Source organism: Pauljensenia sp. UMB6358 (assembly GCF_030216865.1).
Classification (GTDB): domain Bacteria; phylum Actinomycetota; class Actinomycetes; order Actinomycetales; family Actinomycetaceae; genus Pauljensenia; species Pauljensenia turicensis_A.
Window position 1 is genome coordinate 18281 of record NZ_JASOMS010000005.1, and the last position, 21527, is coordinate 39807.

The window sequence follows — 21527 nt, forward strand, 5'->3', positions numbered from 1 at the left end:
GAATACATGAGTAGCTCCTCGGGACCGCTTGGCCACCTGCGTACTTTTTGGGAACGTCGTCCCCTCTCTACTCAGCTGGTCACCCTGATTACAACCCTGTTGGCTCTGGGGCTGATCATGTCTGGAACGGTCATGGTAGGCCTCCTGCAACGCCATCTGGTGTCTCAGATTGACGAACAGTTGCGCGTCACGGCGAGCTCTTTCATTCGAGGCGAAAACACGTCGATTAAAGACGGCACCTCGGGTCTACCAACCCTGTATTACATTCACGCACGCTCCATAAGCGGCGACGATACGACCTACTACTACCCGGGAACGTTGGAAACATCGGGAACACCCGTGATCCCGGATCTGCTTGCAACTGCGCAGATTTCGGAAACCTCCGACGAGATCACTAACCCCATTACCGTGCCCTCGACTAAACTGGGCTCCAACTGGCGCGCGGTCGCTTTCCCGTTCTATGCGTCCTCCACGGCAAACACGCCCCTGGGCACCATGACGATCGCTCTTCCTCTGACAGACGTTCAACGCACCCTGCGCACCACGGGCACCTACTTCTCGATCGCCGGTGTTGTCATCGTCTTCGTCGGCGCATTCCTGGGCCACACTTTGGTTCGCCGTTCCCTGCTTCCCCTGAGAGAAATCGAATCGACCGCGGGCAAGATTGCGGCCGGCGACCTCACACAACGCGTTCCTTCCCAACCGGGAAGCACCGAAGTCGGATCTCTGTCCCTGTCGCTCAACGCGATGCTGACCCAGGTTGAGCAATCATTCCACGCTCGACAAGTGTCAGAACAGAAGATCCGTCGCTTCGTGTCTGATGCATCCCACGAACTACGCACGCCACTAGCCGCGATCTCCGGCTACTGCGAGCTCTACTCCATGGGTGGCGTTCCCGATGAACGCGTCGACGAAGTCATGGGACGCATCCAATCAGAATCAACGCGCATGGCCTCACTGGTCGAAGACCTGCTGACCCTGGCTCGCTTGGACGAGGGACGCCCCCTTGAAATCACCGATATCGACTTGGTGAAACTTGCCGGTAACGCCGTATTTGACCTGCAGGCACTGGACCCCACTCGTTCCGTTGCCCTGACGTCTCTCAGCGGACACAAACCACCCATGACACTGGTGACGCAAGCCGACCGCGATCGCATATCGCAGGTATTCACCAACCTCATTGGCAATATCGTCCGTTATACCCCCGCGGGCTCACCCGTCGAAATCGCACTCGGCAAAACAGGAGACACGGCCATCGTCGAATTCCGCGACCACGGTCCCGGCATCGCAGAAGCAGACCAATCGCGAGTCTTCGAACGCTTCTACCGCGCCGACACGTCACGTGCTCGCACACAGGGAGGCTCCGGCCTTGGTCTTGCCATCATTGCCGGCATCATCAATGCCCACCGCGGCAACGCCACACTGAGCAAAACTAAAGGAGGCGGACTGACCGCCCGCATCGAACTCCCGCTCCTCTACTCCCCCGCGGACACGAACCCGGACACACCCGCCATCAGCCCCACCGACGTAGAAAAGTAGCATCCAGACCGGTAGGCCCCACGCACCCAGCGCGCCTGTCACGCGCTTCTTTCACTTCGAGAACGCACAGGCCTCCTCAATCCACAATGAGACGTAGGCCACCGGAAATGCCTTATTCCTATCCCCTGAGTATGATTTCGGCATATCCCTAAAACAGGAGTGAGCGTATGGGTGCTGGAGCACCACAATGGCTTATCAGCTCGTTTACTGACGCCATGATTGAACTCGGCACAACCGCCTCGGTTGACCGACTAACTCAAGAAGCGCACGCACTTGTCGAAGAATGGTCCGACGAGCGCCTGGCTCTGCATAACCTGCATCATCTGATTAACGTTCTTACGCGCATCGATGAGCTCTCTGCAACCACACACGACCCAGACGTCCTCCGCGTCGCCGCATGGTACAGAGGGGCAACCCTCAACCGTTGCATCGCGGTGAAACTCAAGGGCATCGACCCGCAGGCGACCGTCAACGAGTGCGTCGCCAACACCGCCGAGCACATGGAATCGCTCGGCGTCAGCGAAGACGTGACAAACCGTATCGGTGAACTCATCGGATACCTCGCCAAGCACCGCGCACCGCGTGACGATGTGGACGCCCAGGTACTGGTGGATGCCGACCTCGCACTGCTGGCCGGAAGCCCACAGGAATACAAGAAGTACCGCGAGAAGCTACGCAACGAACTCGCCGACCTGGAAGAAACTCCCTTCCTCAAAGCACGCCGCGCACTGATTATCAAGCTCCTGTCCTACGACCCGCTCTACCAGTCACCACTGGGAAGCGCGTGGGAAGACGCCGCCCGTTTCAACCTGGAAGTCGAACTAGCAAAAATCAACTCCGCACTCTGCCAGTGCGGTGACAACAATGACGATGCCGACGACACGGATGATTCCGACGACGCCCCCGAAGAGGATCTCACCACAACCGGCACCATCATCTTAAAGCGACGCCATCTGAAGAAGAACGTTGCTACGGTCGAAACTCCGGCAGATGAACTCACGATGACCGGCACCCTGCCGAAGGTCGTCATTCCTACAGAGCCTATCGCTCCAGAAGACGATGAAACAACGTCGTCCCTTGAAAGCGCGATCGAAGCAATGGATCTGCCGGCAAACCCGGCATAAGCCAGACTTATCCACATTGTGTACGGGTGAGACTTATCCACAATTGAGCGCTCGCCCGGTTTCTGCTTCGTCCTTTCTTTCCTAGCGTGGGCGTACGCACCATTTTTCAATGTGCGTCACCACGATTGGAAAGGGATTCTCATGGCAGTTTTCACCGTCGATTCTTCGCAAATCTCAGCGAGCGCTATGCGCGTCAGTGTCCTCAGCAACGAAATCCGTTCGCAGATTCAGACGATGCTCGCAGACCTACAGGCCTTGGAAGGCTCATGGACAGGCGCTGCGCAAGCAAATTTTCAGACATGCGTCGCTTCCTGGCAAGCCACACAAGCGCAGGTCGAAGCATCTTTGGACACGATCGGATCTCATATGCAAATTGCAGCCCAAAGCTACGAAGACGCCGAGGCCGCGAGCGCAGGCCTTTTTGTGGGCGCATAAGCCATATTTCACGCTCTCACGTAGCGTCTGATGGGGTTGTCTACTGGCGTTTGCTCCAGGTGCCAACATCAGACGCCTGAGTAATGCCGACGGTTCCACAGACACGCCTGATACCACTTGCTCGACTGGTCTGAAGAGACAGTCGGGGCCGACCCTCATCTCAGGGTCGGCCCCGGTTGTTTTCAGCTACGCGAGACGCGCGCGAGCATCAGTGGCTCAGTACATGCCACCCATGCCAGCGTCTTCGCCACCGGCCGGTGCCGGCGGTTCAGGCTTGTCGGCTACGACAGCTTCGGTGGTCAGGAACATGCCTGCAATCGAAGCAGCGTTCTGCAGAGCAGAGCGGGTGACCTTCACCGGGTCAGAGATGCCGGCTGCCATCAGGTCGCCATATTCGCCGGTTGCTGCGTTCAGGCCGTGACCCGGTTCCATTGCTGCGACACGGTCTGCGACAACGCCACCTTCGAAGCCAGCGTTCTCAGCGATCTGCTTGAGCGGAGCGGAGATTGCGACGCGGACGATGTTCACGCCGGTTGCTTCATCGCCGGGCAGGCCTTCGAGGGTTGCCAGTGCGCGGTCAGCGGCCTGGATCAGAGCAACGCCACCACCGGCGACGAGGCCCTCTTCGGAGGCTGCGCGAGCATTACGCACTGCGTCTTCGATGCGGTGCTTACGTTCCTTGAGTTCGACCTCGGTTGCAGCGCCGGACTTGATGACGGCAACGCCACCGGAGAGCTTGGCGAGGCGTTCCTGGAGCTTCTCGCGGTCGTAGTCGGAGTCGGTGTTGTCGATCTCCTGGCGGATCTGACGGACGCGAGCGTCGATCATTTCCTTTTCGCCAGCGCCTTCGACGATGGTGGTTTCGTCCTTGGAGACTACGACCTTGCGTGCGCGACCAAGCAGTTCAAGATCCGCGTTTTCAAGGGAAAGGCCAACGGTTTCGGAGATGACCTGGCCACCGGTCAGGATTGCCATGTCCTGGAGCATTGCCTTGCGACGGTCACCGAAGCCCGGTGCCTTGACGGCGATGGACTTGAAGGTGCCACGGATCTTGTTGACGACGAGGGTTGCCAGAGCTTCGCCCTCGACATCTTCGGCGACGATCAGCAGGGGCTTGCCGGTCTGCATGACCTTCTCGAGAACGGGGACGATGTCCTTGACGTTCGAGATCTTCGAGTCCATAAGGAGTACGTAGGCGTCCTCGAGGACGGCTTCCTGGCGCTCGGTGTCAGTGACGAAGTAGGCGGACAGGAAGCCCTTGTCGAAACGCATACCTTCGGTGGTTTCGAGGGTGGTATCGAAGGAGTTGGTTTCTTCGACGGTAACGACGCCTTCTGCGCCGACCTTCTCGAATGCCTGAGCGATCAGCTGGCCGATGGCCAGATCGTTAGCGGAGATCGAAGCGGTTGCTGCGATCTGCTCGCTCGTTTCGACAGGCTTGGAGTCGTTGTGGAGCTGTTCGACGATAGCGGAGACAGCCTGGTCGATACCGCGCTTGAGAGCGATCGGGTTCGAGCCGGCTGCAACGTTACGGAGGCCTTCACGGACGAGCGCCTGAGCGAGAACGGTTGCGGTGGTCGTGCCGTCACCCGCAACGTCGTCGGTCTTCTTAGCAACTTCTTTCACCAGTTCGGCGCCAATGCGCTCGAACGGATCCTCAAGGTCGATTTCCTTTGCGACAGAGACGCCGTCCTTGGTGATGGTGGGGGCGCCCCACTTCTTGTCGAGAACAACGTTGCGACCCTTGGGGCCGAGGGTGACCTTGACAGTATCAGCGAGGAGGTTCAGGCCACGTTCCATGCCGCGACGTGCGTCCTCGTCGAAGTGAATGATCTTTGCCATTGGTGTGTATTTCCTTCCGCGGTGCGGATTGGGGATGGTGCCCGCGACGGACGGAACGCTGTTCATCTGGCCTTTCCAGATGCCGAACGCCCCTCACCTTCCCGCTGGTTTTATCACTCTGCCGTGGCGAGTGCTAACTCAAGTTTGGCACTCTCCCCTTTCGAGTGCAAGACGAGGCAAACGGGGTTCGCTGTGGGCGCAAACAGCAAAGTGGCCAGTCGATTTTCGACTGGCCACTCCTGCTAGTGTCGCGTTCGCGCCTAGAGCGCGAAGCGAGACTACCTCAACAGAACGACAATATCTGAATCGCCGATGTTATTCGACTGCTGAACGTTCGTGATGCCAACAGCTTCGGCAACTGCTCGCGCGCTGGCTTCCAAGTTCGGATCCTGGTAGTAAACGGTTGAATCCTGGGTCGTCCAACCGGTTGCGTTGCCCGTCGCTGCACCGGCAAAGCCTGCTGCGGTGAGCTCTTCGGCGGTCTGAGCTGCCAAACCGTTTCGGCCGGTACCGTTCAGCACTGAAATCTTCACGTTGGTGTCAACGATGGGTTCGTTCGCCGGGGCGGGCGTTGATTCCGGTTCGGTTACCGGTTCCGACCGAGCAGATTCAGCCTGTTCAGCGGGAGCAGACTGGGTGGTTTCAGGTGTCGACTGAGCCGACTGCGCTTCGGATTGCCCTGAAGAGGCGACAGTCGTATTCGACGAGGTCGGCCTGTTCGTCAGAAGGCTACTTGCTCCCCAAGCCAGTAGGGGAACAACGATCAGAATGACCAGGAATGGCCAGACTGACTTCCACTTCGACGGCTGAGGGCGGTGCATACCGACAGGCATATCTTCGCCGGCAACATCAAATTCATCACGAGGGTTAACTGAACTCACCCTTTTAGCCTAACGTCACGCACGTTTCGATGCCGAAGAAGACGCCGGCGCGCCGAGGCCTCGCCACGTATCACAATCAGATAAACGTCGCGGCTTCGATCGCACTAATCTGAGCATATGAATGACGTTGCTCCTCAACCGCTTATCAATCTCATCGATCCCGGGTGGGCTGAAGCCTTGGCGCCCGTTGAAGACAAGATTCATGAGTTGGGAGTAATGCTCCGCAAAGAAATCAAAGCCGGGCACAACTATCTGCCCGCCGGTACGGATGTACTGCGAGCGTTCACCTACCCATTTAACGACGTGAAAGTACTGATCGTCGGTCAAGATCCATATCCCACGCCCGGGCACGCGATGGGGCTCAGTTTCTCCGTCACTCCGGGGACACCGATTCCGCGGTCCCTCGTCAATATTTTCACCGAACTGGAGTCGGACCTAGGCCTCCCGCGACCGACATCCGGTGACTTGACGCCGTGGGCGCGCGAGGGAGTCTGTCTGCTCAACAGAGTGCTCACGGTTCGCCCGGGTGCCCCAGGCTCGCACCAGAAACGCGGGTGGGAGGAGGTCACCGAATGCGCGATCGATGCTCTTGTTGCCCGCACAGATGACGAGGGCACACCACAACCGCTGGTGGCAATCCTCTGGGGCCGACCGGCACAGACGCTGGAACCGCGACTGAACCGCTTCCCGATCATCAAGTCGGTGCACCCATCCCCTTTGTCAGCACGTCGCGGGTTTTTTGGTTCGAGGCCTTTCTCGAAGGCAAATGACCTTCTTCGGGCTCAAGGAGCAACGCCAATCAATTGGCAACTCCCCTAAAACATCGGCACGGGGAAAATTTACATAGAGTTGACATTCTTCATCTTTGCCCCTTACATCCGTCTTTCAGACTTGAGCGTGGTCATCATCGATCACGTTGAAGGAGAAAGACCTGATGAAGAAAATCATCACAACTCTCGCTGCCGGAACCCTACTGCCCCTTGCACTCGCCGCATGCGCTCCCAACCAAGGAAGTGGCGTTTCCACCGAAGGCTCAACATCCATGGAAAAGCTCATCGGGAGCCTCGGCGAATCATTCACTAACGAAACCGGCATCGCATTCACCTACAACCCGACGGGTTCTGGATCCGGAATCCAAGCGGTCAAAGACGGACGAACCGACATTGGCTTGTCATCGCGAAGCCTCAAGGACGAAGAAAAAGCCCTTGGACTGAAAGAAACGCTTCTTGCACGCGAAGCAATCGCCGTTGTTGTCAATCCCAACAACCCCATCACTGACCTGAGCGTCGAACAAATTGCCGACATCTACACCGGCAACATCACCAACTGGTCTGAGATCGGTGGAAACAATGAGGAGATCGTTCTTATCGGCCGTGAAGCCGGATCCGGAACCCGAGACGGCTTCGAATCCATCACTCAAACTGAAGATCAGAACAAATACCGTCAAGAGCTCACCTCGACGGGCGACGTCATCACCGCCGTATCGCAAAACCCTGCAGCAATCGGATACGCAGCTGAAGCTTCCGTCAACGACTCCGTCCACGCTCTGAGCGTGGACGGAGTCCAGCCCACCGAAGAAAACACCCAAAACGGAACCTACGTCATTCAGCGCCCCTTCGTTCTTGTCACGAAGGAAGGAAGCGCTCTTTCTGAGAACGCACAAAAGTTCTTTGACTTCGCCACGTCGGAAAACGCCTACGAGCTGATCCTGTCTAGCGGAGCGGTTCCGGCACACTCATGAAATACGCCCGCAACCTTGAAAAGGTCCTCCACGGCCTTTTCCTCGTATTAGGGACAATCAGTGTTCTCTCGGTCATCCTCATTACCGTCTTCCTCATTGTCTCCGGCCTACCAGCTATCCACTCGATTGGCGTCATTCCTTTCCTTTTCGGAACCCAGTGGGCCTCGACCTCAACTCCGCCCCTCTACGGGATTGCGCCGTTTATTCTCTCCAGCATTTACGGCACTGCCGGAGCCATCCTTCTGGGCGTTCCGCTGGGATTCTTCACCGCGGTATTTCTTGCAAAGATCGCTCCCTTACGACTGCGACGAAGCGTAGAAACAATCGTCAACCTGCTTGCCGGAGTGCCATCCGTTGTCTTCGGCTTGGTCGGCATGATCGTGCTCGTCCCCTTCATCCGTGCGACATTCAGCGTGCCGGACGGCGCGACACTCCTCGCAGCGATCATCGTGCTGGCAGTCATGATCCTGCCCTCGATCATCAAAATGTCGATCACCGCGCTCGACGCAGTGCCTCGTGAACTGGAAGAGGCCTCACTGGCCCTAGGCGCCACACCTCTGGAAACTATCTTCCGCGTATCCGTTCCGACAGCAAAAAGCGGAATCGCAACATCGATCGTTCTTGGTATCGGACGAGCCATCGGGGAAGCCATGGCCGTCATGATGGTCGCCGGAAATGCGCCAAATATGCCGAATTCACTGTTCCAATCCGTACGGTTCCTGACAACGGCAGTCGCTTCTGAAATGTCATATTCCGCCGGACTCCAACGCCAAGCTCTGTTTTCGATCGCGCTGGTTCTATTCCTGTTCATTCTGGCAATCAACCTCTCGTTGAACGTCATGGTGAAAAAAGAAAAGAAGTAAACGCATGCGGAACACACGACCACGCCTGTCCCGGCGCATCTACGCCATCGCTGTTTCAACGGCGATGTACCTGAGTACCGCACTCACCGTCACCTTGGCCATCAGCCTGATGATCTACGTCCTTGCGCAAGGAATCCCCCACATCACATGGGAAATGCTCTCAACCGCGCCCAGTTACATTGGCAAGCGAGTCGGCATTCTTCCCGACATTTTGAACACCCTGTATATCGTTCTTGCGACCCTCGCTTTTGTCATCCCGCTGGGAGTCGGAGCCGCGATCTATTTGAACGAGTACGCAACGAACAAGCGGATCGTTCAGACCATCGAATACGCCACAGAAACTCTCGCCGGAATCCCGTCGATCATCTTTGGTCTTGTCGGAATGCTCCTGTTCTCAAACACGATCGGAACCTCCCTCCTGGCAGGCGCTCTCACCCTGGTCATTATGAATCTTCCGACCGTCATCCGGAGCACTCAAGAATCCCTGAAATCCGTGCCACAAAGCTATCGCGAAGGCGCATTCGGATTGGGAGCAGGAAAGTGGCGGACAATCCGCACGGTCGTTCTTCCTCAGGCCATCGACGGCGTCATCACCGGTTGCATCCTATCTGTCGGAAGAATTCTGGGCGAGTCCGCGGCTCTGCTCTTCACGGCGGGTTTCGCTCACACAGTGCACGGGTTCTTCGACTCCCTCCATTCTCCCGGCGCGACTCTTTCCGTCAGTCTCTACGTCTACGCCAAAGAAAACGGCGATTTCACAGTCGCTTTCGCACTTGGAGCGCTATTACTGATCCTCCCCCTGATTATCAACGGTATCGCGACGCAAACAGGTCGCTATTTCGAAAGGAAACGAGCTGTATGAATCCGATTATGAGTGCAAGCGACCTCTGCCTCTGGTACGGCGAACATCAAGCCTTGAAAAACGTTAGCCTCGACATCCCCGAAAACACTGTCACCGCACTCATCGGCCCATCCGGTTGCGGAAAATCAACATTCCTTAAGACCCTCAATCGGATGAACGACCTTGTTCCCACCGTGCGTATCAACGGAGAGGTCCGCTACGACGGCAACGACATCTTTGACAGGGACGTTGACGTCAACGATCTACGACGTGAAATCGGGATGGTCTTCCAGAAACCGAATCCGTTTCCAATGAGCATCTACGACAACGTCGCTTACGGTCCGCGAACACACGGCATCCGTAAGAAGAAGGACCTTGATCTAATCGTCGAACAAGCACTCACCAGAGCCGCAATCTGGGAAGAGGTAAAGGACCGTCTTCACAAAAACGCTCTGGGATTGTCGGGAGGCCAACAGCAACGCCTCTGCATTGCTCGAGCGCTCGCTGTGGAGCCTCGTATCGTCCTCATGGACGAACCCACCAGCGCACTGGATCCGATCTCAACGGCACGCGTCGAAGACCTCGTCGGCGAGCTGAAAGAGGACTACACGATCGTCATCGTCACGCACAACCTTCAGCAAGCCGCACGTATCTCCGACTACACCGCATTCTTCCTCCTGGGTGAGCTCATCGAAGTTGGCAGAACGCACGAGGTCTTTGATCGCCCTCAACATGAACGCACAGAATCCTACATCACCGGCCGCTTCGGATAAGGAATCCCAATGAGAATCAAATTTGAACGCCACCTGAACACACTGACCAGCGAACTCATCACCATGGGGTCACTATGTGAAGAAGCAATATTGGGAGCTGAAAAGGCTCTCGCGTTGGGCAATATCGAGTCGATCCAGTACGTCCAAGAACTCTCCGAAGAAATCCGGCAAACAGAGCGCACAATCGAACGCAGGTGTCTTGCCCTTGTTCTGCACGAACAACCTGTTGCGAAAGACCTGCATCTTGTCTCGGCCGCGTTAAAGATGATCACCGACATGAAACGAATTGGCGATCAAGCACAAGAGATCACCGAAATCGTCGCCTTCTTTAACGGACGGCACCTGCCTGACATTGATACGACCAGCATGATGGCTGAAGCAACACGTTCCATGCTCTCCAACGCGATCCAGGCGTTCGTTGCCCGCGATGTCGATAAAGCGCTGGGTGTTGTGGCCGATGACGACATCGTAGATTCCTATTTCAATCAGATGAAATCAAATATCATTCACATGATTGCGAACGGTTCGACCGACGGAGAGCTTGCGCTCGATTTATTGATCATTGCAAAGTATTTTGAACGTATCGGCGATCACGCCACGAACATTGCGGAGTGGATTGTTTTCTCCGTCACGGGACAACACGAGGATGAAATCTAATTGATTTGGTGTGTCGAAGACGATGCCAGCACTCGAGATATCGAAGTGCATACTCTGCGCGCTACCGGCTTCGAAGCTCGCAGTTTCGACGATGGCACGTCGTTTTGGGAAGCCCTGCAGAAAGAACGTCCCCAGCTGGTCGTTCTTGACGTCATGCTTCCTGGCATCGATGGCATTGAGTTACTCCGTCGTATGCGCGCATCATCCACGCTCAAAGATTTACCCGTCATCATGGCAACCGCAAAGGGCCAAGAGTTCGACAAGATTAAGACTCTTGACATGGGAGCCGACGATTATCTGGTGAAGCCGTTCTCCGTGCTCGAACTCGTTTCACGAGTGAAAGCTGTTTTACGTCGCACAGAACCAGACCGTCTTGCGGATGTCTTCACCCACGGTGATCTCGTCGTGAACTTCGATGAGTATACAGTCTTTATCGGCGACGAACGCATCTTCCTAACTGCGAAAGAATTCGCTCTATTGCGACTGCTTCTTTCACGCCCGGGAACGGCATTCACACGCGAGCAAATCTTCTGGGACGTGTGGGAAACCGACTATATCGGTGATAGCAGAACCCTGGATATGCACATTCGCACACTCAGAGGAAAACTTGGACCGTACGCATCAAAGATCGAAACTTTGAGGAACGTAGGGTATCGGTGGGTAAGCAAAGACTGACAACTCGTGTTTTCCGTTCGATTTTGGGAGCGTCTGCGACGGTTCTCCTGGTATCTTTCTGCGTCATTTCAGCCACCCTGTGGCACTACTTCACGTCGATTCAAGACCACCAGTTACGCGACGAATTAGAGTGCGCGGTCCATGGCGTCCAGGTATCTGGAGAAAACTACCTGCAAGACTTTAAGCCGGGAGTCTACCGATTGACGTGGGTCGATGCCGACGGCAGTGTCATCTACGACAGCGAGGCGGCTCCGGCTACGCTGAAGAACCATTTTGACCGTGAAGAGATCGCTGAGGCACGCGCGAATGGGCATGGTTCAAGCTCTCGTTATTCGTCGACGCTGACTGAGCAAACCCTCTACGAAGCCGAACGCCTTCCCGACGGCACCATTCTTCGCATTTCAATAAGCAGGGCAACCGTCGTGTCCCTTGCTATTGGAGCGATCGTCCCGGTACTGGCAGTAATCCTGAGTGCCATGCTCATCTCAGCTTTTGTTGCTCATCGAATATCCCGGCGAATTATTGAGCCACTCAACAGCATCGATCTGGATCAGCCACTGTTGAACGATACCTACGTTGAGCTGACTCCGACGCTAGAGCGTATCGACGCTCAGCACAATGAGTTGAAGACTCAACTTGCGACCGTTCGCAGGCGGAGCGATGAGTTCACGTTGATCACAAGCAATATTCGCGAGGGCCTCATCCTTCTGGACGAAAACTATCGCGTACTATCCATCAATCCAGCAGCTCAGCGATTGTTTAACACGGATACCACCTGCGTCGGTACCAACTTGCGGACCATTCATCACGGGCATGCGTTGTGGGATGGCATCGAACGCGGAAAAAAGATTGGTTTCTCTTCACTCCGTTTGCCTATAGGTGATCGAGAATTCCAGTTTGATTGCAGCAGGATCGATTCTGATGGTCAGCCCGTTGGGGTGGTGATTCTGGCGTTCGATGTGACAGTTCAAGCAACACACGAAAAAATTCGCCGTGAATTTACCGCGAATGTGTCGCACGAATTGAAAACGCCTTTGCAGGGCATTATTGGCTCAGCTGAACTGATCGAGAGCGGTTTTGTTGACGGGGAGGATTTGCCTCGTTTTGTTGGGCATATTCGCCATGAGTCATCGCGTCTTGTTGATCTTATTGATGACGTCATCCAGCTTTCTCACCTAGATGAAGGAGTCGATGCTCCAAAGGAGCCGGTGTCACTTCTAGCTGTGTGTCGCGAAGTCGTTGATACGCTTCAGCCTTCAGCGCAGGCGAAGAATATTCGCTTTGCACTTGAAGGAAACGACGGCATGATCCTCGCAATTCGTCGATTGATCTACGAAATCGTATTCAATCTTGCCGATAACGCCCTGAAGTACTCACACCCGTCATCGACGGTCACCATCGGTGTTACTACGACCGATCAAACGGTTGAGCTCAATGTTCGCGACGAGGGAATCGGCATTGCCCCCGAAGAGCAGGAGCGTATTTTTGAGCGATTCTACCGCGTCGATAAGAGCCATTCGAAAGAGTCTGGTGGAACCGGGTTGGGCCTGTCGATTGTTAAGCACGCGGTCAACTACCACAATGCTCAGATCGCGTTGGACAGCGACCTCGGTCAGGGAACAACCGTCGCGGTCACGTTCGAGCGAGCACAACTCCCCTAGCCATTCCCACCGGCGTACCTTCGAGGCCGGTTCAACGCGACCTGAATCTGAGCAGAATCTGGGCAAACAAAAATCCCCGAAGCACGTGCTTCGGGGATTATTTACTGCTTACTCAGCGAGTCTCGCGGTGCGCAGTGGACTTGCGGCAACGCGGGCAGTACTTCGCGAGTTCCAGACGATCCGGCGTGTTACGACGGTTCTTCTTGGTGATGTAGTTGCGCTCCTTGCACTCCGAGCAGGCCAGAGTGATCTTGGGGCGAACATCCTGAGACTTGCTTGCCACGGTGTGTCCTCTTTTGCTTCAGTAGTTTGTCGGCGCGCGACCTGATATCTGGTAGCGGGGGCGGGGCTCGAACCCGCGACCTCACGATTATGAGTCGTGCGCTCTGACCAGCTGAGCTACCCCGCCGCAATGGCGCGACCCTCGTCGCTACCTGAGCCCCGAAAGGGAATCGAACCCTTGACCTTCTCCTTACCATGGAGACGCTCTGCCGACTGAGCTATCGGGGCAACGCGAAAGAGCCTATCTCAGTTCCAATTGCTTTAGCAATCTGTCAGTCTGAGAATGACCTCACACGATGGATCTTGGATACATCCAAGATGGTGGCGGGGGAGGGATTCGAACCCCCGTAGCTTACGCGGCTGATTTACAGTCAGCTCCCTTTGGCCGCTCGGGTACCCCGCCGTGCACCAATTTTTTCGGTGCCGTGGAAGAATAACAGATAAATTATCCTCAACGCCAATCGGCGGACCGCTGGTCGGACTCACCTGCCCACGAACCGCGCATTTACAAGGAAGGGAAAGCCCATGGCAGATTCCTCGTTCGATATCGTTTCCAAGTTGGATCGTCAGGAAGTTGATAACGCAGTGAACCAAGCTGCGAAGGAAATTTCGACGCGTTACGACTTCCGTAACGTTAATGCAGCGATCAAGTTGAGCGGTGACGCGATTGAAATGGAAGCGAATTCCGCCGATCGAGTCCTTGCAATCCTTGATGTTCTGCAGACAAAGCTGATTCGTCGCGGCATTTCTTTGAAGAGCCTGGACTATAAGGATCGCGAGCCGAAGCCGTCGGGCAAGATCTACAAGTTGGTCACTCCCCTGCGTGAAGGTATTGCTCAGGATGCTGCGAAGAAGATCGCGAAGCTCATCCGTGATGAGGGCCCGAAGGGTGTGAAAGCCCAGATTCAGGGTGACGAACTTCGCGTTTCTTCGAAGTCTCGTGATGACCTTCAAGCTGTGATTGCACTGTTGAAGGGCCCGGCCGGCGAGAACATTGATGTCGCGTTACAGTTCGTGAACTACCGCTGATTTTTCGATTCACGAGGCCGGGCGGGGTGGAAGCGAATGCTCCCACCCCGCCCGCCTTATACAGTCCATGTGACGACTTTCACCCAAGTGTGATGCACGTTGGGCGAGCAGATGCGACCTCGTTCCGCCCGTTGCGCAAACAGGAAGAGGGTCAGTAGCCGGCCATTTTTTCGAGGCGCGCGCAACGCTCATCCATTGACGGGTGCGTTGAGAACAGATTGCGCACCTTGCCGAAGGGATTGGCGATCATCATGGCAGCAACGGATTGGTTGGCCGGAGTTTGTTCCATTGGACGGTGTGCCGTGACCTGCTCCAGCTTGCGCAATGCGGAGGCTAAGGCCAGAGGATCTCCAGTCAGTTTCGATCCGTCCTCGTCCGCGTCGAACTCGCGGGTGCGCGACAGGGAGAACTGAATGAGGGTCGCAGCAAACGGCGCCAGAAGGGCGATGAGGATCGAACCGATAATGCCCACTCCCCCGCCTTCGCCATCACGCCTGCTCCCACCACCGAAGAACATGAGGAATTGCGCGACTGATCCGATCAGACCAGCAATACCCGCCGCAACGGACGAGGTCAGGATGTCACGATTGTAGACGTGCATCAGTTCATGCCCCAGGACGCCACGTAGCTCGCGCTCGCCCAATATTTCAAGGATGCCTTCGGTACAACACACGGCTGCATGGTTCGGGTCGCGCCCCGTTGCGAACGCATTCGGAGTCATAGTCGGAGCGACCCAAATGGAAGGCACCGGCTGATTTGCACGCGCAGCCAGCTCTTCAACAATTCGATACAGGTCAGGCCGTTCTTCCCGCGTCACCTGATAAGCGTTCATTGATCGCAGTGCAATTGTTGCCGAGTTCCAGTAGGACACTGCGGTCTGAACCAATCCAATACCCGCAAAGATCCAAATCCAGATTGATCGACCGGTTGAACCGGCAATCAAACCACCAATCACCAGTAGAAGCGCCCACATGCCTCCCAGCAGGAACGCCGTCTTCAAGCCGTTGTGATATCTACGCTGCGTCATAGAAACAGAATATGAGAACTGTCTGGGTAAGCCCTGAAAACAATCGGAACACTATCTGAAATCTGCCTCTTATCGCCAACGAGCGCCCTCGCGGGGATCAGCATTGCCCTTGAAACAAGGGGCGGGCAGGCCTGAGAAAAGCACTGCCCGCCCACACAAGGAAAACGTTACTTGCTTCGTCCCGGACCGGTGTAGTCATCGAAACGCTCGGGAGCTGAAGGAACACCCATCTCTCCCATCTGACCAATCAGGTCAGTGGGCTTCGAATCGGAACCTCGTGAAATGTCTGTCATCGCGCGACGGGAAACAACCTTCACGCGCTCACGCACGCCACGACCTTCGGGAAGCTCGCCGTATTCGGAGCCGAGTGCACGCTCGTATTCATCAAGCAGTTCCCAGCCTTCCCAGGTCGTGAATTCGACGCCACGCTCGTTCAGCAGGTTCACCATCGCTTCGTGGCCCACCGCGGACGAGGACGCGTGCAGACGTCCAGCATTCGCATCCTCCACCAAGTGGGAGATCGTCTGCTGAGCATCAGACTTCGTCGAACCAATCAGACCAACCGGACCACGCTTAATCCAACCGGTGGCGTACATGCCTGTCAGAGCCTCGTCCTCGCTCGCCTCCGGCGTCGAAACAACTCGGCCCTCAACGTTCGGGACAACGCCGCGAGCAGTATCGAACGGCAGGCCAGGAATCGGCGACGAGTAGTAGCCGACAGCGCGATAAACCGCCTGCACCGGCCACGTCGTGATGACACCCGTGCCACGCACGTTTCCATCGCCAGTCAGCTCCGTACGCTCGGTACGAATCGCCTTCACATGCCCCTTGTCATCGGCAACAATCTCGGCCGGCGACTGGAACAGGTGAATGTGGATGCGACGGCTTGCCGTGTGTTCATCCTCGTCAGCCATCGCGTAGTTCGTCAGAGTCTTGACAACCTGGCGCTGCTGGTTGGATTCGCGCAGAGCCTGTTCACTGCCCTCATCGAAGTCGAAGTCTTCTTCAGAAACGATGATGTCAACGTCGGGCACCTTGCCCAGTTCGCGCAGTTCCAACGGGGTGAACTTCACCTGTGCGGGACCTCGACGACCGAAAACGTGCACGTCGGTGACGGGATTGTTCTTCAGCCCCTCTGCGACGTTTTCAGGAACCTCGGTGACCATCATGTCTTCGGCGTGCTTCGCCAGAACCCGCGCAACGTCCAACGCAACATTGCCAACACCCACGACCGCGATTTCCTTCGCCTCAAGCGGCCAGGTGCGCGGGTAATCCGGGTTGCCGTCGTACCAGGACACGAAATCGGCTGCACCGTAGGACTCCGGCAGATCAACGCCGGGAATATTCAGCGGAGCATCGCGGTCGGCACCCGTCGCGATAATGACCGCATCGTAGTGTTCGCGCAGATCATCGATCGTGACGTCGCGACCGATTTCAACGTTGCCCAGCAGTCGAATGTCACCGCGCTGCAGGATCTTGTACAAGGCAACAATGATCTGCTTAATACGCGGGTGGTCGGGGGCAACACCGTAGCGGACCAGACCGTAGGGAGCGGGCAGACGCTCGAAGAGGTCGATGTTCACGTCCAACCCAGACTTCGACAAAATATCGGAGGCATAAATACCCGCAGGACCAGCACCAATGACAGCAACGTTGAGCGCAGTCAACCCGTTCTCCCTTCGAAGCCCCACGCGTTTTGATTTACGCAAACAGGACAACTTGAAAATCTATCTGTGTTGATCCTAGTGTCGATCGCGCAAATCTCGCCATTTCGTAACCGGCTTCACCCATTTGGTGGAGAGTTTCACCTTCTCTGATGCTCCGGTTGGGTTCGCGCACGAGGCTCGAACGAACTCTTGGCAGGGAGCGTGGCCTCGTCCCGGCTCCCAGCCAATATCTCACCCACTGTCCTTCTGACGTGCGAAACACGCTCGGGCGAAAGAGAAGAGACTCCCCGTAAAGCACTGTGTGCCCCACAGTCACAGCTACGGGGCACACAGATGAAAACAACTGTCGAAGTCAGACCAAACGATCCACCATCAGGTGAGCAAACGCGATGAGTGCCTGCTTCGGTTCACCATCGGGCAGAGAGTCGAGCACCTCGATCGCACTATCTGACCACTGACGAGCCAGCGCACGCGTTTCCTCCAAGCAATCATGGACACGAATCTTCGCTACCAGGGCACCGAGAGCTTCATCCGACGACAGATCAGCGTCACGTTCAGCCAGAATCTGCTTCCCCGCTTCATCGATCGTGCCCTCAGCAACACGACGACGCAGGAGCAGAATCGGCAGGGTGTCTACACCCTCACGCAGATCAGTACCCGGTGTCTTACCAGACTGATCGGACGCAAGGTCAAGGACGTCGTCAGCGATCTGGAATGCCACACCAATGCGTTCGCCGAACTCAGAGACGATCGCAGCAATGTCATCAGAAGCACCCGACAGACACGCACCAAAGTACGCGGCCGTTGCGACCAGCGAGCCGGTCTTATCCGACAGAACCTTCAAGTAGAAGTCGACGCGGTCGTCTTCTTCAGTCGGACCGAAGGTTTCATTCAGCTGACCGATGCAGAGACGTTCGAAGGTCTTCGCATGGTAGCGAACCATCTCAGGACCAAGCGTCGTGATCAGCATCGACGCCCGCGCAAAAAGCACGTCACCAGCGAGGATCGCACGATTATTGCCCCACACGTGCTGAGCCGACGGAACGCCACGCCTGGTCGGCGCTGAGTCCATAACGTCATCATGATAGAGCGACGCGAGATGCGTCATTTCAACGGCAGTCGCACCGCGAATGACCTCGTCACTGAGCGTGCGTTCCGGGTCACCCAGCTGCGCGCACACCAGCGCGAGGAGGGGGCGAAGTCGCTTCCCACCTGCAAGAGCAAGGTGGCTGGTCAGGTCATCAACGAGGTCACGCGACCCCGTCACTGATTCGTACAGGCGACGCTCGACGACCTCGAGCCCCGGAAGAATTCGGGACTCGAGGTCGGGAACATGGAGATCTGGCGTAGAAACGGTCACGGCAAAAGTATGACGATGTTTGACAGAATCGACAAAACGGGACCGGGGAAGACGCCTAGCACAATCGTCGCAAGTGCCAAGATCAGGACCGCGATGAAGGTCATGCCTTCAGAACGGACAACCACTGAATTCTCAGTCGGCTCGGTGAAGAACATCAGGCGAACCAGGCGGAAGTAGTAGAAGGCCGTCACTGCGGAACACGCCAAAGCAAGCGCCACGAGCCAGCCAAAGCCACCGGCGAACCCATCGGAGAACACGACGAACTTGCCAACGAAACCAGCCGTCAACGGAATGCCAGCAAACGAGAGTAGGAAGACAAGCATGGATGCCGCCATCAGCGGGTTCTTCTTGCCAAGGCCTGCCCAGCGATCCAGAGCCGTTGCCTCGCCACCGGGTTCACCTTCAGCAGTCGCAGAGCGAACCAGAGTGATGACACCGAATGCGCCAACCGTTGCCAGCCCGTATGCCAGCACGTAGTAGAGGACGTGGCCAGCGGAGCCCTGAGCCAGCGAGAAAACACCGATCAGGATGAAGCCTGCGTGCGCGATCGACGAGAAGGCAAGCATACGCTTCACATCGGTCTGAACGATACCGGTGAAGGTGCCAACCAGCATGGTCAGAACGGCAACTGCGATCAGAACCGGAACCAGGTCCCACTGAAGCAGTGCTGCGATCGTCTGGTAGAAGCGCACCATCGCACCGAAGGCCGCCATCTTCACGGCTGCCGCCATGAAGCCGGTAACCGGGGTCGGAGCACCGGTGTACACGTCGGGCGTCCAGGCATGGAACGGAGCGGCACCCACCTTGAACAGCAAGCCGACCATGATCATGAAGACGCCAACAACTGCCAGCCAATCAAGACCGCTCGCGGTCGGGACGACTGCTGCAGCATCGGAGATTTTCAGGGAGCCGGTGAAACCGTAGAGGAGCGCCGAACCCATCAGCAGGAAGCCGGATGCGAATGCACCCAGGATGAAGTACTTCATGCCTGCTTCCTGGCTGAGCTGACGGCGACGACGCGCGGTGGCGGCCAGAATGTAGAGCGGAAGCGACATGACTTCAAGAGCCACGAACAGCATGATGTAGGAATCAGCTGCCGGGAACAACATCATGCCACCCAAGCTGAACAGGGCCAGCGGGAACATTTCCGAACGCTGGTAGTTCTGAGTATCGGAACGCTCTTCATCCTGCGAACCGGGGCGGTCCGAAGGCTGACCGGCGAAAGCGCCGTCACCAACAACAGTGCGATCGGCCATCACCAGGATCGCGAAGAACGCGACGATGGTCAGGACGAACTGGGCACCGATCGTCAGCGGGTCCTCGATGTACTCACCAATGGAAGTGGGCTTGTCAAGAACCGGGAACCACCGCGTAGCGAGCACCGCGCCTGCGGCCAGAGTCGTCAGCAGAGCGACGGCAATGACCAGCGTGCGACGGGTCTTGCGGGGAGCAAATGCTTCGATGAGCACACCCAAGACCGCGCCGCCGAAGACGACGATGATCGGAATGAGCGTCACCCACGCAATCTGCGGAGCGCTAAAGTTTGCTGCTTGCAAGAGATTCAATTCGAGCTCCCTTCAAGAACTGCCGTTGCGGCAGTATCGGCAGTGCCAAGAGCAAGATCTTCACCGATCGGGGTCAGTGCACCGACAAGTGGCGCAGACCAGATACCGAGAACAACCATTGCAATGAGCAGCGGGGCCATCACTGACTTTTCACGAGTGTTCAAGTCAGGCAGTGCCTCCTTGCCGGCGACGGGGCCACCGGTGAAGACACGCTGGTAAGGCATCAAGACGTACACGGCAGCGATGATCACGCCGAGTAGCGCGAAGACCGCCAGCACGATATTCACCTGCCACGTACCCATGAGGACAAGGTATTCAGGAACGAAGCCTGACAGACCGGGCAGTGCGATCGATGCAAGACCGGAAACCAGCCAGAGGCCGGCAAGAACCGGGGTGACGCGCTGCATACCCGAGTATGCGTTCATGTCCTGGGTGCCACCGCGACGCGACAGCCAACCGGAGAGGATAAACATCGCTGCGATCGAAACGCCGTGAGCAACCATGTAGAACATAGCGCCAACCATGGCGACCGACGAGCCGATGAAGATACCCAAAACCATGAAGCCGAAGTGCGACACGGACGTGTAGGACACGAGGCGCATGATGTCGTCCTGACCGTTAGCAGCAAGACCGCCCCAGATGATCGACAGGACTGCCAGTGCGCAGAGGACCCAGCGCGCTTCGAAGGAAGCTTCCGGGAAGAGGCGCAGGCAGAGCGTGATCATGCCGAAGGTACCGATCTTGTCCAGCACGCCAACGAGCAGAACCGACGTGCCCGGACGGGCAACAGCGGCAGTGTCGGGGAGCCAGGTGTGAACCGGAACCATCGGAGCCTTGATTGCGAAGGCGACCATGAAGGACACGAACGCGCCCATCTGCACTGTGCTCGACAGGAGCGGCGCAACCTGGGACAGGGTGTCGAGGCGGAAGAAGGTGTCGGAGTGCTCTGGAGCGAATGCCCAAAGAGCGATCAGACCACCGAGCATGACCAGACCGCCGGCGAGCGAGTAGAGCAGGAACTTCATCGCTGCCGCATGACGCTCGGCAACCGGGCCGACACCGTAACGACCAATCATCAGGAGCAGCGGGATCAGCATCGCTTCGAAGGCAATGTAGAAGACCACCAGGTCACACGCTGCGAAGATGACGACCATGAACGCTTCGAGGAAGAGGACGAGGGCCGCGTACGAGCCCGCATCCGCTTCGCTTTCATCTTCGTTCCAACCGGCGATCAAAACGATCGGAACCAGGATGACAGCAAGAAGGATCATAACCAGGGCCAAGGCGTTGACGCCGAGGGCCCATGAAACGCCCATCTGGGGAATCCACGAGACGGATTCGATGAGCTGATACATAGAAGCCGAACCCCAGTCGAAGCTCATGGCAGCGCCAATAGCAGCACCGAGTTCGAGGAGGGAGACGACCAGAGCAAAGCCCTTGCCTGCGCCCTTACGCAACGCGGGGGTTACTCCAAGCAGGAGCGCACCCAGCGCGGGAAGAGCGACCAGGAGGGTAAGCCATGGGAACGAGGATTCAACCATTGTGTTTTCCATTGTCTAACTCCC

20 protein-coding genes and 3 tRNA genes are annotated in these 21527 nt (G+C 56.8%); 12 read left to right on the top strand and 11 right to left on the bottom strand.

What is annotated here, in order from left to right; genetic code table 11:
* Positions 1-6: 6 nt before the first annotated feature.
* The 3 genes from QP381_RS04715 to QP381_RS04725 all read left to right on the top strand — a co-directional run bounded on the left by QP381_RS04715 (position 7) and on the right by QP381_RS04725 (position 3098).
* Entirely contained in the window at positions 7-1539 is a 1533-nt protein-coding gene (locus QP381_RS04715) for a sensor histidine kinase (protein WP_285067999.1), read from the top strand.
* A 167-nt stretch (positions 1540-1706) separates the two neighbouring features.
* Positions 1707-2663, top strand: a complete 957-nt coding sequence (locus QP381_RS04720; protein ID WP_219585637.1) for an HD domain-containing protein — start codon at positions 1707-1709, stop codon at positions 2661-2663.
* Between the two features lie 141 nt (positions 2664-2804).
* Entirely contained in the window at positions 2805-3098 is a 294-nt protein-coding gene (locus tag QP381_RS04725; protein WP_006680827.1) for a WXG100 family type VII secretion target, read from the top strand.
* A 216-nt stretch (positions 3099-3314) separates the two neighbouring features.
* Here QP381_RS04725 and groL read toward each other — a convergent pair whose 3' ends face one another.
* On the bottom strand, positions 3315-4940 hold the full coding sequence (gene groL / locus QP381_RS04730; RefSeq protein ID WP_040318364.1) for a chaperonin GroEL: 1626 nt from the start codon (positions 4938-4940) through the stop codon (positions 3315-3317).
* Between the two features lie 278 nt (positions 4941-5218).
* On the bottom strand, positions 5219-5821 hold the full coding sequence (locus tag QP381_RS04735) for a LytR C-terminal domain-containing protein (protein ID WP_285068000.1): 603 nt from the start codon (positions 5819-5821) through the stop codon (positions 5219-5221).
* 117 nt (positions 5822-5938) lie between these two features.
* Here QP381_RS04735 and QP381_RS04740 point away from each other — a divergent pair, with 117 nt between their 5' ends.
* From QP381_RS04740 to QP381_RS04775, 8 genes are all read left to right on the top strand, one after another.
* Positions 5939-6640 (top strand): uracil-DNA glycosylase, encoded by a 702-nt coding sequence (locus QP381_RS04740; protein WP_006680824.1) that lies wholly within the window; start codon positions 5939-5941, stop codon positions 6638-6640.
* Between the two features lie 115 nt (positions 6641-6755).
* Positions 6756-7562, top strand: a complete 807-nt coding sequence (locus QP381_RS04745; protein ID WP_006680823.1) for a phosphate ABC transporter substrate-binding protein — start codon at positions 6756-6758, stop codon at positions 7560-7562.
* Positions 7559-8425, top strand: coding sequence for a phosphate ABC transporter permease subunit PstC (gene pstC / locus QP381_RS04750; RefSeq protein ID WP_006680822.1), 867 nt, complete (start codon positions 7559-7561; stop codon positions 8423-8425). Before QP381_RS04745 ends, pstC begins: the two co-directional genes overlap by 4 nt.
* Before the next feature lie 4 nt (positions 8426-8429).
* Positions 8430-9287, top strand: coding sequence for a phosphate ABC transporter permease PstA (gene pstA / locus QP381_RS04755; protein ID WP_006680821.1), 858 nt, complete (start codon positions 8430-8432; stop codon positions 9285-9287).
* Positions 9284-10039, top strand: a complete 756-nt coding sequence (gene pstB / locus QP381_RS04760; RefSeq protein ID WP_006680820.1) for a phosphate ABC transporter ATP-binding protein PstB — start codon at positions 9284-9286, stop codon at positions 10037-10039. The genes pstA and pstB overlap by 4 nt, the downstream gene beginning before the upstream one ends.
* Before the next feature lie 9 nt (positions 10040-10048).
* Positions 10049-10696: a phosphate signaling complex protein PhoU gene (gene phoU, locus QP381_RS04765; RefSeq protein ID WP_006680819.1), complete on the top strand. Its 648-nt coding sequence runs from the start codon at positions 10049-10051 to the stop codon at positions 10694-10696.
* Positions 10697-11371: a response regulator transcription factor gene (locus tag QP381_RS04770; RefSeq protein ID WP_006680818.1), complete on the top strand. Its 675-nt coding sequence runs from the start codon at positions 10697-10699 to the stop codon at positions 11369-11371.
* Entirely contained in the window at positions 11353-13032 is a 1680-nt protein-coding gene (locus QP381_RS04775; RefSeq protein ID WP_006680817.1) for a sensor histidine kinase, read from the top strand. Before QP381_RS04770 ends, QP381_RS04775 begins: the two co-directional genes overlap by 19 nt.
* Before the next feature lie 112 nt (positions 13033-13144).
* Here the strand turns inward: QP381_RS04775 and rpmG are convergent, their stop codons facing one another.
* The 4 genes from rpmG to QP381_RS04795 all read right to left on the bottom strand — a co-directional run bounded on the left by rpmG (position 13145) and on the right by QP381_RS04795 (position 13717).
* Complete coding sequence (rpmG, locus tag QP381_RS04780; protein WP_006680816.1) at positions 13145-13315, bottom strand: 50S ribosomal protein L33; 171 nt, start codon at positions 13313-13315, stop codon at positions 13145-13147.
* A 49-nt stretch (positions 13316-13364) separates the two neighbouring features.
* Positions 13365-13441 (bottom strand) — tRNA-Met (locus QP381_RS04785).
* A 28-nt stretch (positions 13442-13469) separates the two neighbouring features.
* Positions 13470-13542 (bottom strand) — tRNA-Thr (locus QP381_RS04790).
* Between the two features lie 91 nt (positions 13543-13633).
* Positions 13634-13717: transfer RNA gene (locus QP381_RS04795), tRNA-Tyr, on the bottom strand.
* Between the two features lie 122 nt (positions 13718-13839).
* On the opposite strand from QP381_RS04795, the gene QP381_RS04800 reads away from it, so the two are divergent.
* Positions 13840-14343 carry a YajQ family cyclic di-GMP-binding protein gene (locus tag QP381_RS04800; protein ID WP_006680815.1) on the top strand — a complete coding sequence of 168 codons (504 nt, stop codon included), beginning with the start codon at positions 13840-13842 and terminating at the stop codon, positions 14341-14343.
* 151 nt (positions 14344-14494) lie between these two features.
* Here the strand turns inward: QP381_RS04800 and htpX are convergent, their stop codons facing one another.
* From htpX to QP381_RS04825, 5 genes are all read right to left on the bottom strand, one after another.
* Complete coding sequence (htpX, locus tag QP381_RS04805; RefSeq protein ID WP_006680814.1) at positions 14495-15370, bottom strand: zinc metalloprotease HtpX; 876 nt, start codon at positions 15368-15370, stop codon at positions 14495-14497.
* 167 nt (positions 15371-15537) lie between these two features.
* Complete coding sequence (locus QP381_RS04810; RefSeq protein WP_285068001.1) at positions 15538-17037, bottom strand: FAD-dependent oxidoreductase; 1500 nt, start codon at positions 17035-17037, stop codon at positions 15538-15540.
* Between the two features lie 352 nt (positions 17038-17389).
* Positions 17390-18397 (bottom strand): polyprenyl synthetase family protein, encoded by a 1008-nt coding sequence (locus QP381_RS04815; RefSeq protein ID WP_285068002.1) that lies wholly within the window; start codon positions 18395-18397, stop codon positions 17390-17392.
* Positions 18394-19962, bottom strand: a complete 1569-nt coding sequence (gene nuoN, locus QP381_RS04820; protein ID WP_006680811.1) for an NADH-quinone oxidoreductase subunit NuoN — start codon at positions 19960-19962, stop codon at positions 18394-18396. Before nuoN ends, QP381_RS04815 begins: the two co-directional genes overlap by 4 nt.
* Positions 19959-21503, bottom strand: a complete 1545-nt coding sequence (locus QP381_RS04825) for a complex I subunit 4 family protein (RefSeq protein ID WP_285068031.1) — start codon at positions 21501-21503, stop codon at positions 19959-19961. The genes nuoN and QP381_RS04825 overlap by 4 nt, the downstream gene beginning before the upstream one ends.
* Positions 21504-21527: the final 24 nt, after the last annotated feature.